At 60.2% G+C, this 14,753-nt stretch carries 14 protein-coding genes; 2 read left to right on the top strand and 12 right to left on the bottom strand.

All coding sequences use genetic code 11. From position 1 onward, the window contains the following. Positions 1-7 precede the first annotated feature (7 nt). From ACYQ6M_RS19395 to ACYQ6M_RS19415, 5 genes are all read right to left on the bottom strand, one after another. Positions 8-2,917: an EAL domain-containing protein gene (locus ACYQ6M_RS19395; protein ID WP_023002010.1), complete on the bottom strand. Its 2,910-nt coding sequence runs from the start codon at positions 2,915-2,917 to the stop codon at positions 8-10. Positions 2,918-2,948: 31 nt separating this feature from the next. Continuing rightward, the gene (locus tag ACYQ6M_RS19400) at positions 2,949-3,587 is read right to left on the bottom strand and encodes a GNAT family N-acetyltransferase (RefSeq protein WP_460075071.1); all 639 of its coding nucleotides are present in this window, start codon (positions 3,585-3,587) and stop codon (positions 2,949-2,951) included. Positions 3,588-3,616: 29 nt separating this feature from the next. Further along, the gene (locus tag ACYQ6M_RS19405; RefSeq protein ID WP_031269731.1) at positions 3,617-4,906 is read right to left on the bottom strand and encodes a M16 family metallopeptidase; all 1,290 of its coding nucleotides are present in this window, start codon (positions 4,904-4,906) and stop codon (positions 3,617-3,619) included. A 4-nt stretch (positions 4,907-4,910) separates the two neighbouring features. Beyond that, the gene (gene thrC / locus ACYQ6M_RS19410; protein WP_460075073.1) at positions 4,911-6,317 is read right to left on the bottom strand and encodes a threonine synthase; all 1,407 of its coding nucleotides are present in this window, start codon (positions 6,315-6,317) and stop codon (positions 4,911-4,913) included. Positions 6,318-6,546: 229 nt separating this feature from the next. Beyond that, entirely contained in the window at positions 6,547-7,143 is a 597-nt protein-coding gene (locus ACYQ6M_RS19415) for a YqgE/AlgH family protein (RefSeq protein WP_023002014.1), read from the bottom strand. Between the two features lie 184 nt (positions 7,144-7,327). Here ACYQ6M_RS19415 and ACYQ6M_RS19420 point away from each other — a divergent pair, with 184 nt between their 5' ends. After that, entirely contained in the window at positions 7,328-8,149 is an 822-nt protein-coding gene (locus ACYQ6M_RS19420) for a protein-disulfide reductase DsbD domain-containing protein (protein ID WP_460075075.1), read from the top strand. Between the two features lie 131 nt (positions 8,150-8,280). Next, complete coding sequence (locus tag ACYQ6M_RS19425) at positions 8,281-8,769, top strand: peroxiredoxin (RefSeq protein WP_055657820.1); 489 nt, start codon at positions 8,281-8,283, stop codon at positions 8,767-8,769. 269 nt (positions 8,770-9,038) lie between these two features. Here ACYQ6M_RS19425 and ACYQ6M_RS19430 read toward each other — a convergent pair whose 3' ends face one another. The 7 genes from ACYQ6M_RS19430 to ctaD all read right to left on the bottom strand — a co-directional run bounded on the left by ACYQ6M_RS19430 (position 9,039) and on the right by ctaD (position 14,688). Next, complete coding sequence (locus ACYQ6M_RS19430) at positions 9,039-9,800, bottom strand: SURF1 family protein (protein ID WP_460075077.1); 762 nt, start codon at positions 9,798-9,800, stop codon at positions 9,039-9,041. 27 nt (positions 9,801-9,827) lie between these two features. Beyond that, on the bottom strand, positions 9,828-10,223 hold the full coding sequence (locus ACYQ6M_RS19435; RefSeq protein WP_031269732.1) for a DUF983 domain-containing protein: 396 nt from the start codon (positions 10,221-10,223) through the stop codon (positions 9,828-9,830). An 80-nt stretch (positions 10,224-10,303) separates the two neighbouring features. Continuing rightward, the gene (locus tag ACYQ6M_RS19440) at positions 10,304-11,176 is read right to left on the bottom strand and encodes a cytochrome c oxidase subunit 3 (RefSeq protein ID WP_023002019.1); all 873 of its coding nucleotides are present in this window, start codon (positions 11,174-11,176) and stop codon (positions 10,304-10,306) included. 45 nt (positions 11,177-11,221) lie between these two features. Beyond that, positions 11,222-11,830 (bottom strand): cytochrome c oxidase assembly protein, encoded by a 609-nt coding sequence (locus ACYQ6M_RS19445; protein ID WP_023002020.1) that lies wholly within the window; start codon positions 11,828-11,830, stop codon positions 11,222-11,224. Positions 11,831-11,840: 10 nt separating this feature from the next. Then, a complete protein-coding gene (locus ACYQ6M_RS19450) occupies positions 11,841-12,002 on the bottom strand; it encodes a hypothetical protein (RefSeq protein WP_023002021.1) in 162 nt (53 codons plus the stop codon). Between the two features lie 4 nt (positions 12,003-12,006). Then, positions 12,007-12,942: a heme o synthase gene (locus ACYQ6M_RS19455; RefSeq protein WP_031269734.1), complete on the bottom strand. Its 936-nt coding sequence runs from the start codon at positions 12,940-12,942 to the stop codon at positions 12,007-12,009. 150 nt (positions 12,943-13,092) lie between these two features. Further along, on the bottom strand, positions 13,093-14,688 hold the full coding sequence (ctaD, locus tag ACYQ6M_RS19460) for a cytochrome c oxidase subunit I (RefSeq protein ID WP_023002023.1): 1,596 nt from the start codon (positions 14,686-14,688) through the stop codon (positions 13,093-13,095). Between the last annotated feature and the right edge of the window lie 65 nt (positions 14,689-14,753).

A 14,753-nucleotide genomic window follows, 5' to 3' on the forward strand; every position in this document is an offset into this window, starting at 1 on the left:
GCCAATGTCAGGCCGTTTCGGCTTCCGCCGGCATCTTGCGCAGGATCTTGGTGGCTTCCGCTGCCGTAACGGCCTCGCCGAAGTAGAAGCCTTGAGCGTATTCGCAGCCGAGCTGGTAGAGCTCCAGCGCATCGTTCTCGCTCTCCGCTCCTTCGGCAACGACAGACATGCCAAGGTCATGCCCCATGGCGACGATTGTCCTGAGCAGGACCGGCCGGGCGGAAGACCCGTTGGGTTTGACGAAGGACTGGTCGATCTTGATCGTGTCGAACGGAAACCGCTGAAGATAGGACAACGATGAATGGCCGGTGCCGAAGTCGTCGAGGGACAGGCCTGCCCCCAGCCCGCGAAGGCGCTCGAGCACCTTGGCGGAATATTCCGGGTTGGACATGACGAGTGATTCCGTCAGTTCCAGCTTCAAGGTTCCCGGTGCCAGCGATGTTCTCGACAGAACGGCCTTCACATCGTTGATCAGGTCCTGTTTCAACAGCTGACGCGACGAGAGATTCACCGAAGCGAACAGAGGCTGCTGCATCGGGAACTCGCGTTGCCAGAACGCCAGCTGCTGTGCGCCCTTGTCGAGCATATAGATGCCCAGTTCGTTGATGAGACCGGACTGCTCTGCGACGGGAATGAATTCCGAAGGTGAAATCTTGCCGCGCTTGGCGTGGTTCCAGCGTGCCAGCACTTCGAAGCCGGCAACCGCCTGGTCTTCCAACCGGATGATCGGCTGGAAGTAGACACCCAGCGTTTCTTTCTTGATCGCTTCGCGCAGGTCGGCTTCCAGGTCGACGATGTTCTTGTCGAGCGGACGCAAGATCGGACGGAACACTTCCTGGCGATCGCCGCCCAGGCGCTTGGCGTGATTGAGGGCGATCTCCGCATTGGTGACCATGTCCTCGACCGCCTGTTTGCCCCCTTCGAAGAAGGCAATGCCGACGGAACAGGTCAGAAAGATCTCCCGGTCGCCGAAGGTGATCGGTGCGCGGACCGCCTTGCGCAGCGAATCCGCCAGCGCAACAATCCGGTCCGGCTCCTGCTCGGACAGGAGAACAAGGCCATACTGGTCGCCGGAAAGACGTCCCAGCGTATCCTGCTGGCCGATCAGTCGGCCGAGACGACGCGCCACCGTCAAGAGAATGCTGTCGCCGGCAGACAGGCCAATGCTGTCGTTGACCTGCTTGAAGCGATCAAGATTGAGCACGAGCAAGGTCGGCTTGGAGGTTTCTTCCGCACGCGACCGGATGACGCTGGTGCGCAAGCGGTCGACGAAGAGTTCGCGGTTCGGCAGACCGGTCAGATTGTCGTGGACGGCATCGTGCAGAAGGCGTTCTTCCGCCGTGCGTTCCTCGGTCACGTCCAGAAGCGTGCCCACGCAGCGGATCACCTCGCCGTCCGATCCGATGATCGGCCGGGCCCGCAGGCGGAACCAGCGGAAGTGACCGTCTTCTGAGCGCAGACGGAAGGTTTGGGTTACCTTGCCGCGACGCTGATCGATGACCGCGTCGAGCGTCGCCCGGAACCGGTCACGGTCCTGGGGATGCAGGATGTCCAGCCAGTCGCGCGCAGGCCCTTCCAGGGTGCCACGCTTCAGGTTGAGCAGATCTTCAACCTCGTTGCCCGTGTAGATGCGGTCGCGGTCGATGTCCCAGTCCCAGATGATGTCACCGGCGCCGGTCAGGGCGAGTGCCTTGCGTTCGACATCGGAGATAAGCCCCTGCGCGATCGCGCCGCCGGCAAAAGCGTGCTGCATCACCGTGAAGCCGATCAGCAGCACGATGAGAACCAGACCACCACCGAGCGCGGGCTGGACGATGTCGTTGGACAGATATCCGGTTACGGTCATCGCCGCCCCGACCAGCCAGGCCATCAGCAGGCACCAGGTCGGGATCAGCAGGATGGCGCGGTCATAGTGCTGGAAGGCCAGCACCGCGATGGTGACGAACCCGAGCAAGCCAATGATGGCCAGCGCAAGACGGGCGATGCCGGCTGCAATCGAAGGATCCCAAACGGCAACACCAAGCAGACCCAGGATCAGGATCAGCGTCGTGAGCGCCAGATGGGAATAATGAATGTTCCAGCGGTTGAGGTTCAGGTAGGCGTACAGGAAGATGATCAAGCTGGCCGCGAGCATGACCTCGGCGCAGGCGCGCGCAAGCTGGCTGCCGCCGCCCTCCAGATTGAACACCATGCCCCAGAAGCCGAAATCGATGCACAGATAGGCCAGCACCGACCAGGCAAGTGCCGCGGTGGCCGGAAACATGACCGTGCCCTTGACCACGAACAAGATGGTGAGGAACAGGGCCAGCAGGCCGGAAATGCCCAGAATGATGCCACGGTAGAGCGTGTAGGCGTTGACGGTTTCCTCGTAGACGTCCGGTTCCCAGATCCGGATTTCCGGCAGGTTCGGCGTCGTCATTTCCGCGACGAAGGTGACGATCGACCCCGGGTCGAGCGTGACCAGGAAGACGTCTGCCTCAAGGCTTTTCTGACGTTCGGGAGCGATGCCCTGGCTCGGTGTGATCGCCAGAATGCGCGAGGAACCGAGATCCGGCCAGAAGAGGTCGGAGCCGACCAGCTTGTAATTTGGTGCAACGATCAGGCGGTCGATCTGTTCATCGCTGGTGTTGGCCAGCGCAAACACCGCCCAGTTGGTGTTGGTACCATCGCGGGAGGGAACCTCGATACGGCGCACGATGCCGTCCGCACCCGGTGCGGTCGACACCTGCAGCCGGGTGCCGGCTTCGCGATGCAAGTCGACGGAATTGGTGATGTCCAGTGCTTCGACGTCGATCGGAACAGGGATCGGCTCCAGCGCCCGCGCAGGCAGGGTGGCAAGCAACGTTGCAAACAACGTCAGAGCAATGACAAGGTTTCTGATCACGCTTGTTTTCGGATCCGGTATCACAATCGACATGGGGCGAAGAAGTACCGGGTTGTGGCGCATGTCACAAGAATTCTTTCAAGATTCCCTCGACGCTCGGTGCCACCTTTTCAGGTCGCGACGCATGGTCTTCCGCCAAACAGGCAAACAGAAGATGATCCTGCCAGGTCCCGTTAATTAACAGATAGTTGCGTGCGTAGCCTTCCCGGTGGAACCCGGCATTTTCGAGCAGACGGATGGACGGCATGTTCGTTGGCAGACATGCCGCTTCAATACGATGAAGGTTCAACACGTCGAAACAAAACGGCAAGATCATGGCGACAGCCGAGGACATATGTCCTTTTCCGGCGTGCCGCTCGCCCATCCAGTAGCCAAGTGTCGCAGTCTGGCTGACACCCCTGCGGATATTACTGAGTGTCAGTCCGCCGAGGATCTCGTTGCTGCGCGCGCGAAACAGAAGGAACGACAGGCTGCGCCCTTCCTTGCGGTCCTTCGAATAGCGGCGCAAGCGGCGGCGAAAGCCGGTTCGGGTGAGGTCATCGGACGGCCAGAGCGGTTCCCAGGGTTTCAGGAAGGCCCGGCTTTCGCCGCGAAGTTCCACCCAGGGCTTGAAGTCGTACATGATCGGCGGGCGAAGATAATAACCGCCGGCCTCGATCAGGAGTTCGGCGTCAGGTGTTGCTCCCGGCCGTAACAGCGCCATGCCCCACTCTCCGCCTTGTTCTGTCCGACTTACATGGATGCGGCCCGCAGGACCGGGCTTTGCTGAAGCCGTCCTGCGAGTTCGTCCGCAGTCATGATACCGTCAACCGGCCCGATCGCAGTCAGGGTCGGCACCGTGCCCACGAAAGTCTCGTGCGCGACCCTGCGGATGTCGGCAGCCGTCACCGCTTCGATCTTCGAGGAAATCTCGTCCGGATCGAGCACGCGGTTGTGCACGAGGATCTGACGGGCAATCTGTCCGGCGCGGGCTGCCGGGCTTTCCAGCGCCATCATCAGTCCCGCGCGGATCTGCGCCCTGGAGCGGGCGACTTCCTCGTCGGTGATCGTCTGGGTGGCGGCGATCAGCTCGTCCACGATCATCGGCATCAGGGCCGCCAGGTCTTCCTGGCTGGTGGCCGCATGCAGGCCGAACAGTCCGGTATCGGAAAACGCCCAGTGGAAGCTGTAGATGGCGTAGCAAAGGCCGTGCTTCTCGCGGATTTCCTGGAACAGGCGCGAGGACATGCCACCGCCCAGGACCGATGCCAGGATCTGGATGGCGTAATAGTCCTTGGACTTGTAGGGCCGGCCTTCGAAACCGATCAGAACCTGTGCTTCCATCAGTTCCTTCGGCCGAAGGGTTTCGCCGCCGCGGTAGCGTGCTTCGGATTCGGGAGCTGCAGGCTCGGAGTTGAAACCACCGAACTTCTCGCGGGCAAGAGCGACAAGCTCTTCATGATCAACCGCGCCGGCAGCGGCCAGCACCATGTCGGGTGCCCGGTAGCGATCGGCGAGATAGGCGTTGAGCGCGTCGCGGTTGAACCCCTGCACCGTTTCCGGCGTTCCGAGGATCGGCCGTCCGATGGCCTGGTCCGGCCAGGCGGTTTCCTGGAACAGATCGAAAGCCTGATCGTCAGGGGAGTCGTTTGCCGCGCCTATTTCCTGAAGGATCACATGTTGTTCGCGCGTCAGCTCCTGGGCATCGAATGTGGAATTCTGCAGGATGTCAGCGAGAATATCGACCGCAAGCGGCGTGTCCTCAGCCAGGATACGCGCGTAGTAATTGGTGTGTTCGATGCTTGTGGAAGCGTTCAGCTCACCACCGACGGCCTCGATCTCTTCTGCGATGCCACGCGCCGTGCGGGTCTTGGTGCCCTTGAAGGCCATATGCTCCAGAAGATGGGTTATCCCGTTCTGATGCACATTCTCCGCGCGGGATCCGGTTCGCACCCACACGCCAAGAGCCGCCGTTTTCAGATGAGGCATCTGGTCGGTGACGACCGTCATCCCGTTATCGAGGATTGTTGTTTGTACTTTCATATGCTCACACCCCAGCAGTAACGGCCCGGGCGTGATCTTCGATGTATCGCTCCACCACGCCCTGATCCGCCGCCAGAACCTGCTGGCGCTCCTCCGCAGTCATCATATCCTTCAGGTTTTCCGGCAGCTCCGGCCGGTTTCCTGAAGCCCTTTCCACCGCATCCGGGAATTTGGCCGGATGCGCCGTGCCCAACACCACCATCGGTGTCTCGCCGTTATCATGGTCTTTCGCCACATGGACACCGATTGCCGTGTGCGGGTCCAGCAAATAGCCTGCCTCGTTCCACAGTTCGGCAATGGTCGATGCCGTTTCGTCCTCGTTGCAACGGCCTGCGCCGAAGACCGCGCGCATGGCGCGGAGCGGACCTTCCTCGATCTCGAAACTGCCGGACTGGCTCAACTGGTTCATCATGCGCCGGACTGCCGCGCCATCGCGTCCGCAGACCTCCGCCAGAAGCCGCTCGAAATTGGAGGACACCTGGATGTCCATGGACGGAGAAATGGTCGGCGTCACGCCGCGCTTTTCATAACGCCCGGTCTTGAGTGTCCGCGCCAGGATGTCATTGACATTGGTCGCCACCACCAGCTTCTCGACGGGAAGCCCCATCTGCATGGCGGCATAGCCGGCGAAAATATCACCGAAGTTGCCGGTCGGCACCGTGAAGGAGATCTTGCGATGCGGCGCGCCAAGGGCAGCGCCTGCGACGAAATAATAGACGATCTGCGCCAGGATCCGCGCCCAGTTGATCGAATTGACGCCGGAAAGGGCAACCCTGTCGCGGAAGGAGAAATGGTTGAACATGCCTTTGACGATGGCCTGGCAATCATCAAAGTCGCCGTTTAGTGCCAGGGCATGAGCGTTCTTTTCCGCCGGGGTCGTCATCTGGCGGCGCTGCACGCTGGAAACGCGTCCGTCGGGAAACAGGATGAAGATATCGGTGCGCTCGCGCCCGCGGAAGGCCTCGATGGCTGCGCCGCCTGTGTCTCCGGATGTTGCGCCGACAATGGTCGCGCGCAAGCCGCGCTCGGTCAGGACATAGTCCATCATCCGGCCAAGCAGCTGCATCGCGACGTCCTTGAACGCCAGCGTCGGGCCGTGGAAGAGTTCAAGGATGAAAGTGTTCGGTCCGGTCTGGACAAGCGGCGTCACGGCCGGGTGGCGGAAGCCATCATAGGCTTCTGCAATCATGGACTTCAGATCGTCTTCGGGAATGGCGCCGGCCACGAAGGGCGAAATAACCTCGAAGGCAACATCCTGATAGGGCTTACCGGCGAAAGACGCGATGGTGTCGGCATCAAATTGCGGCCAGGTTTCGGGTAAATAAAGTCCGCCGTCGCGTGCGAGCCCCTGTAGCAGGACATCGGAAAATTCCAGAACTGGTGCTTCACCACGCGTACTGATGTATTTCACCGCGCAACGTTCCTCTTGCTTTGTTTGTCGCGGGACGCCCGCGTCCCCTGCCTGTTTGCCAGACCTCTGATGCGAGAAGGATCAGCCTACTTGAATTCCGGCAGATTTGAAACAAACCATGCCATTGATGCGACTTACGCGCCATAACATTCAAGCGCAAGTCGCTTTTGGCTAAAATGATGACCGTGGAGAGACAAGTTTTGCGAAACCGGCCGTGACGTCAGCGCCGTCAGGCGTGCCCCGCATCGGCATAAAGCATGGCGGGGTCGATACCCATGCTGGCGAGCGCGCGATGCCATTTCTTGTCGGAGGCCTGATCGAACAGGATGTCCGGATCGGCCGGAGCCGTCAGCCACCCATTGGCCTGGATTTCGTTTTCAAGCTGCCCCGGAGCCCAGCCCGCATACCCGAGGGCCAGCATGGCCTGGGTGGGGCCGGTCCCTTGCGCAAGCGCCCGCAGGATCTCCAGTGTTGCCGTCAGGCAGATGCCGTTATCAATGGCAAGGGTCGACTGGTTCAGCATGAAATCGTCGCTATGCAGCACGAAGCCGCGTTCGACCTCTACCGGGCCACCCTTGTGGACGCTCATGTCGCGGACTTTCGACGGCAGGCGGATGGCACCATCGTCGTTGACGATATCGAGTTGAATCAGAAGCTCTTCCAGTGACAGATGGCGGGCCACCTGGTTCACCACGAGGCCCATTGCGCCCTGGTCCGAATGAGAGCACAGATAAATCACGGAATGTTCGAACCGGCTGTCTGACATGCCCGGCATCGCAATCAGAAACTGACCTTCAAGGGAATCTGTTGCTGCGGATCCGGCCATGCGTACCTCGTTTTCTGTTGACGCTCTCTGCCCAAGGGAAAGCATAGCCCCTTTGCCGGGCTTTGTTAATGTCTGTTTGTGCTCGCCGAATGGCAACCGGCTCACTTCAGCGTCACAAGGATATGACCTGGATTGCCCAGTCTGGCCGATGACGCTTGCCTGAAACTCGTGTAGCAAAGAAGGCATGAAACGCTCTGTCCTTGCCCTTGCGCTCACCCTTTTTGTTTTTGCTTCACCCGCCCATGCCGCCATGACCGGCTGGACGGAAGTTCAGGGAGGCGCCGTCAGGCTGATCGCCTCAGGCCCCATGAAGGACGGCCATTATGAAGCCGGTCTGGAGTTCCTTCTGGAACCGGGCTGGCACACCTATTGGCGCTATCCTGGCGAAGCCGGAATTCCGCCCCAGATCGATACGACCGGAAGCGCAAACATCAAGACCACCGAGGTGCTCTATCCTGCGCCGGAGCGCTATGACGACGGCTTTTCTGAATCAATCGTCTATCACAATGGCATTGTTCTGCCTCTGCGGGTCGAACCTGAAAATCCCGGTCAAGCCGTGACGCTTTCCCTGGATGTTTTCTTTGGTATCTGCAACGAGATCTGCGTTCCCGGAGAGGCCTCCCTGACGCTTGATCTGACCCCGGATGACCAGACCGACAGCCTTGCCCAGACACTGATCCTACGAGACCTCGAGGCCGTGCCTGCCAAGCAGCCGTCCGCGGATCTGAAGATAAGTGCGATAGCCCTGTCGGCATCGGGCGATGCAGTGGAGATCGAGGTCCAGGCGCCTGAAGACACCACGCCGGATCTTTTTGCAGCAGCTCCCGAAGGCTCCTATATCGGCCTGCCTAAACCTGCCGACCAAGGCGGTGAAAAGACGCTCTGGCGCTTGCCACTCAAAGGCATGAACACAACTGAGACCGACGCCGATCTGCGCCTTGTGCTGACTGCGGGCGGTCGGGCGGTCGAGCAGCTGTTTCCCATTGATCCGGCCTGGGTGAAATAGAAACTGCCTCCTGCCGGTCTGTCTATCGAACCGCTTTTGCCTCAACTTCCCTCGACGGATGGCCAACAAAGCCCTATCTGTGTCGCGGGGCTGCCGTTTCGCCGCAGCCGGTCAATCAAGGGATATTCACTATGACACTTTCTGTTGGGGATCGTCTTCCTGAGGCAACATTCAACACCATGACCGCGGACGGCCCCGGCGAAATATCGACCGGCGAGCTGACATCCGGCAAAACCGTTGTGCTGTTCGGCGTGCCCGGTGCCTTCACCCCGACCTGCCACATGAACCACCTGCCGGGCTTCATCGAGCATGCGGAAACGCTGAAGAACAAGGGTGTCGACACCATTGCTGTCCTGTCCGTGAACGACGTCTTCGTCATGGACGCCTGGAAGAAAGCCTCCAGCGCCGGCGACAGCATCACATTCCTGTCCGACACGGCTGCCGGATTTGTCGAAGCCGCAGGCCTCGGCCTCGGGCCGGCACCGATCTTCGGTCACCTGCGCTCACAGCGTTTCGCGCTGATTGCCAAGGATGGCGTGATCACCTTCCTGGCGATTGAAGACGCTCCGGGCGAAGCCGTAAAGTCCGGTGCCGCCGCAATTCTGGAAGCACTCGGCTAAGCTGTTTGCAAGCTTGCAAGAGAATTGAAGAAGGGCCCTGCGGGGCCCTTTTTTGATCGCCCCCTCTCAGCAGATTGTCCCGGACGCAGCAACGCGGAGATCGGTGACTGGAGAGCCGAGGGCTTTTCAACCAACCTGCCGACAAAAGTGAAGCAGTGGCTTCCCGATCGCGGCTCGCGCTTCGCTTGGCCGCGACGACGACCGAGAGCCTGGGTTCTCCTGCCCCTCCGGGGCCACGTTCCTTCGTGTCACGAGGCCACAAGCACTACCTACTTGGTCGACCTTTCACCCGCCTGCCGGTTGCGCGGCCAAAGGATACTTGCCGCGTAAGTCAGGTAGACACCGATCAGCGTTGCCGCCAGACCGAACCAGGTCAGCGCATAGCCGAGGTGGTCGTTCTTGAAATGTACGATGGTCTCCCCCGCCTGCGGCAGACCGGACGGCGGCGTGAAGGAAGCGTCAAGATCTATGCTGAAGGGAGCCAGCCTGGCGGGATCGAGACCCAGTTCTGCTGCCATGGCATCCGTATCACGTGCGAACCAGATACGATCATCCCGACCGGGTTCCGGCGTTGTCCAGTTCGGTTTTTCACTCAGCCGCAAAAGTCCGGTCAGCTCCCAGGCACCATCAGGCGGCATGATTGCCTTGTCGCGCGAAGCCTTGTCGAGCCCTTGTGGCAGGAAGCCGCGGTTGACCAGAACGACCCACTGCTGATCCGTTTCGAAAGGTGCATAAACCATCACCCCAGGCCCACTTACTGGCCCGACCGGATCAGTCAGCGCGGTGTAATAGAAGACCGCCCCTTCCAGGAAACGTCCGGTGAGCCTGACATGGCTATAATCGTCGGAAGGTCCAAGGTCGCCCCAGGCTGCTAGTTCGGGTGCTGTTTCCGGCGGGGTCGAAACACCGGCTTCCACCTGTTCGATGAGGTTTTCTTTCCAGGCCAGGCGGTCGAGTTGCCAGAAACCGAGATTGAGCAGAACCACCAGAGCCGCGATGGCGGCGAGTGTCGGAATAACGAGTTTACGCATGGGATTGTCTTCCCGGGACCCGCCCGGTCAATTGTCGTCCTTGCCGGTGTCCAGTTGGCCTTCGGCGGCCTTGTGCCGGAACTGAAGTGCGATCATGAGGCCTTTCAGCGGTCGAAGCACTCCACCGGCCAGCAGGATCGTCAGCGGTAGCCAGAGGACCAGGTGTACCCAGATCGGCGGCTGGTAGGAGAGTTCGACGAAGAGCACCAGACCGACCACGATAAACCCGACGATCATGATGACAAAGACCGCCGGGCCGTCACCACTGTCGGCGAAAGAGTAGTCGAGCCCGCAGGCCATGCAGGATTTCTTGACGCTCAGGAAACCGTCGAAGAGCTTCCCCTGGCCGCAACGCGGACACTTGCCCGACAGGCCTGCGGAAACCGGATTGACCGGTGGAAAATGCGCCTTGTCTTCCATGATGTGCCTCAAGCCTCAGCTGAAATGAAAACGCCCGATCCGGTGGCCGGATCGGGCGTTGCTCGTGCCGGTTTGGCGCGATCCTAGTGAGCTGCCGGTGTGCCTGCGCCCCAAATGTAGATGGAGACGAACAGGAACAGCCAGACGACGTCAACGAAGTGCCAGTACCATGCGGCGGCTTCGAAACCGAAGTGCTTCTCGACGGTGAACTGACCAGCCAGTGCCCGGAACAGACAGACGGCCAGGAAGATGGTGCCGACGATAACGTGGAAACCGTGGAAACCGGTCGCCATGAAGAAGGTCGCGCCGTAGATGTTGCCGCCGAAATCGAACGCAGCGTGCATGTATTCGTAGACCTGGCAGACGGTGAAGAGAACACCCAGCAGAACCGTAAGGGTCAGGCCCCACTTCAGGCCATCGCGGTCATTATGCAGCAGCGCATGGTGTGCCCAGGTGACCGTGGTGCCGGAGCACAGCAGGATCAGGGTGTTGAGCAGCGGCAGGTGCCAGGGATCGAATGTTTCGATGCCGGCAGGCGGCCAGTGACCGCCAGTTGCCTCGACACGGGCAAACTGAATGGCTTCGCTGGTGAACAGCGATGCATCGAAGTAGGCCCAGAACCATGCAACGAAGAACATCACTTCAGAAGCGATGAACAGCAGCATGCCGTAGCGAAGATGCAGCGAGACCACCCGGGTGTGGTGACCCTGAGCAGATTCGCGAACGGTGTCGCGCCACCAGCCGAACATCACATAAAGGACGATCAGCAGCCCGATAGCGAACAGGCCCCAGCCGGTGAGATCCAGGCCAAGCAGCACGAACTCCGTGCCCTGTGCATATTTCATGAAGCCGATGGCACCCAGTGCCATGACGAATGCACCGACGGATGCGATGAACGGCCACGGACTCGGATCGACCAAGTGGTAATCGTGGTTTTTGGTATGTGCCTCAGCCATCGGCAAGCTCCCCAAAGACAGTCATTTCAAGCGCGGATGCGCCAATCACTCGAATTTTGTTTCAGCTGCGGCCTTCTCGGCCTTTGCTGCAACAGGACGTTCCGGTTCTTCTACCGGGAAGAAGGTGTAGGACAAAGTGATTTCCTTCACGTGTTTCAGCTCAGGATCCTTGTCCATTTCCGGGTCGACGAAGAAAACGACCGGCATCTGAACAGTCTCGCCGCTTTCCAGCGCCTGCTCGGTAAAGCAGAAGCATTGCAGCTTGTTGAAATAGGCTCCGGCCGTCGGCGGCGACACGTTGAAAGTCGACGTGCCGACGGTCCTGCCGGAACCTGTGTTGGTTGCCACATATTCCAGTTGAGCGGTTTCGCCCATCTGGAGAGTGACCGAACGCTGCACCGGTTTGAATTTCCAGGGCAGCTCGTGATTGACGTTGCCGTCGAAGCGCACGGTGATCTTGCGGTCGATGATCACGTCGCTTTCAGCCGTGGCAACCTGCGTGGTGCCACCAAACCCGGTGACACGGCAGAAAAGATTGTAGAGCGGCACGGCGGCATAGGCCGCCCCGACCATGAACATGAACACGCCAGCGCAAACCACCGCGACCTTGCGGTTGCTGCGTGACAGGTTTGAAGTGTCTTGTCCGTTGCTCACACGATCTCCCTCAAAGCGCCCGGTCCAGGATACCGGGGCCCAGTTTGACGATGGTCACGACATAGAACAGCACGACGAGGCCGCCGAGCACGCAGGCGATTGCAATCGACCGCGACCGGCGCTTCTTCTTCTGCTCTTCGGTGAGCGCAATGCCCTGCTCTTCCTTGGCCATCACGTCACACTCCTGCAATCAGGCTCTCGCCCAGAAGCAGGGCAAACAGCATGAACAGGTAAAAGATTGAAAACTTGAACAGACGCCAGCACGCGGCCTTCGCCGGATCGCCCTCGCGCTTGCGCCAGACGTCAAAGGAAAGGCCGACGAAGATGGCACTCAGAAGAGCGGATGCAATGCCGTAGACGGGGCTTGCAAAGCCAAGCAGATAAGGCGCGACACCGATAGGTGCGAGCAGGATGGCGTAGGCAAGAATATGATGCCGTGTCACGGTCTCGCCGGCGACAACTGGCAGCATCGGTATCTTGGCGGCCTGATAGTCGCCGTTCTTGACCAGTGCCAGCGCCCAGAAGTGCGGCGGTGTCCACATGAAGATGATCAGGAAGAGCACGAAGCTTTCCAGGCTTACACTTCCGGTAACGGCTGCCCAGCCGATCATCGGAGGAAATGCCCCGGCTGCGCCGCCGATAACGATGTTCTGCGGCGTCGAACGCTTCAGCCACATCGTATAGACGATCACGTAAAAGAAGATGGTGAAGGCCAGGAACGCACCGGCAAACCAGTTGACCAGAAGGCCGAGTAGCACAACCGAACCGATGGACAGCGTCACACCGAAGGCAAGCGCTTCCTCACGCGTGACCTTGCCGGCCGGGATCGGCCGCTTGCGGGTGCGCGTCATGACTTCGTCGATGTCGGCGTCGTACCACATGTTGAGCGCGCCGGAAGCGCCCGCTCCGATGGCAATGCACAGGATCGCGACAACGCCCAGCACTGGATGCACGGAGCCTGGTGCCAGCATCAGGCCGACAAAAGCGGTGAAGATGACCAGAGACATCACACGCGGCTTCAGGAGCGCCACATAGTCGCTCACCGATCCCATGCCACCGTCCCAGACAGCGGTTTCCTGGCTCATCATATCCTGGCGCTCAACGAGCGACATAGGCGCGTCCTTTGAATTCTTGTTTTCTTCCGCGATCCAGGGATCGCGCATCCGGGTGCACATGGCCCGGCAGTTTTCTTGAAAGGGAGCACCGCGCCGGCAACCGGCGCGGTGCTGATCTTGACCGGGAGGCGAACCTCCCTCCGCGAATTACTTGATGCGCGGCAGGGTCTCGAACTGGTGGAACGGCGGAGGAGAAGACAGGGTCCACTCCAGGGTCGTTGCGCCTTCGCCCCACGGGTTGTTGCCGACGACGCGCTTCTTGGAGAACGCTTCGACGATGCCGAAGAGGAACACCAGAACCGCAAAGGCCGAGATGTAGGAGCCGATGGAGGAAACGAAGTTCCAGCCGGCAAACGCATCCGGATAGTCGACATAGCGGCGCGGCATGCCGTTCAGACCCAGGAAGTGCTGCGGGAAGAACACCAGGTTCACGCCCACGAAGGTGATCCAGAAATGGGCCTTGCCGATCGTCTCGTTGTACATGTAGCCGAACATTTTCGGGAACCAGTAGTACCAGGCCGCGAAGATTGCGAACACGGCACCCAGCGACAGCACGTAGTGGAAGTGAGCAACCACGTAGTAGGTGTCGTGGAACGAACGGTCAAGACCGGCGTTGGCGAGCTGCACACCCGTCACACCACCAACGGTGAACAGGAAGATGAAGCCGATTGCCCAGACCATTGGCGTGCGGAACTCGATGGAGCCGCCCCACATGGTGGCGATCCAGGAGAAGATCTTCACGCCAGTGGGAACCGCGATCACCATGGTGGCAGCCACGAAGTAGGCCTGCGTCTCGGAAGACATGCCGACAGTGTACATGTGGTGCGCCCACACGATGAAGCCGACGACGCCGATGGCGACCATGGCGTAGGCCATGCCCAGGTAACCGAAGATCGGCTTGCGCGAGAAAGTGGAAATGATGTGGCTGATGATGCCGAAGCCCGGCAGGATCAGGATGTACACTTCCGGATGACCGAAGAACCAGAACAGGTGCTGGAACAGGATCGGGTCACCGCCACCGGCAGGCGCAAAGAACGTGGTGCCGAAGTTACGGTCGGTCAGCAGCATGGTGATGGCACCAGCCAGAACCGGCAGGGACAGCAGCAGCAGGAACGCGGTGATCAGCACGGACCAGGCAAACAGCGGCATCTTGTGCAGGGTCATGCCCGGCGCGCGCATGTTGAAGATGGTCGTGATGAAGTTGATGGCACCGAGGATCGAGGATGCACCTGCGATGTGCAGGGCCAGGATCGCCAGATCCATCGCCGGTCCGGGCTGACCGGAAGTGGACAGCGGCGGATAGATGGTCCAGCCACCACCGACACCGTTGGAGCCCGGAGGACCTTCAACGAAGAGGGAGAGAAGCAGCAGCAGGAAGGCCGGCGGAAGCAGCCAAAAGGAAATGTTGTTCATCCGCGGGAACGCCATGTCCGGCGCACCGATCATGATCGGCACGAAGTAGTTGGCGTAGCCGCCGATCATGGCCGGCATCACCATGAAGAAGATCATGATCAGGCCGTGAGCGGTGGTGAACACGTTGAACAGGTGCGGATCGCCGAAGAACTGCATCCCCGGTTCCTGAAGTTCCATCCGCATGCCGACGCTGAGCGCGCCGCCAACGATACCTGCCATGATAGCGAACATCAGGTACATGATACCGATGTCCTTGTGGTTGGTCGAATAGACCCAGCGGCGCCATCCGGTCGGATGGCCATGTGCCGCATGTGCTTCGGTCGCAGCCATTTTGGGCTCCCTCTTTCAGACTTTCTCAGCGGCGCTGCATGACATCGCGCGCATCGCCAAACAGG

This window comes from Roseibium sp. ROS1 (genome assembly GCF_054658215.1).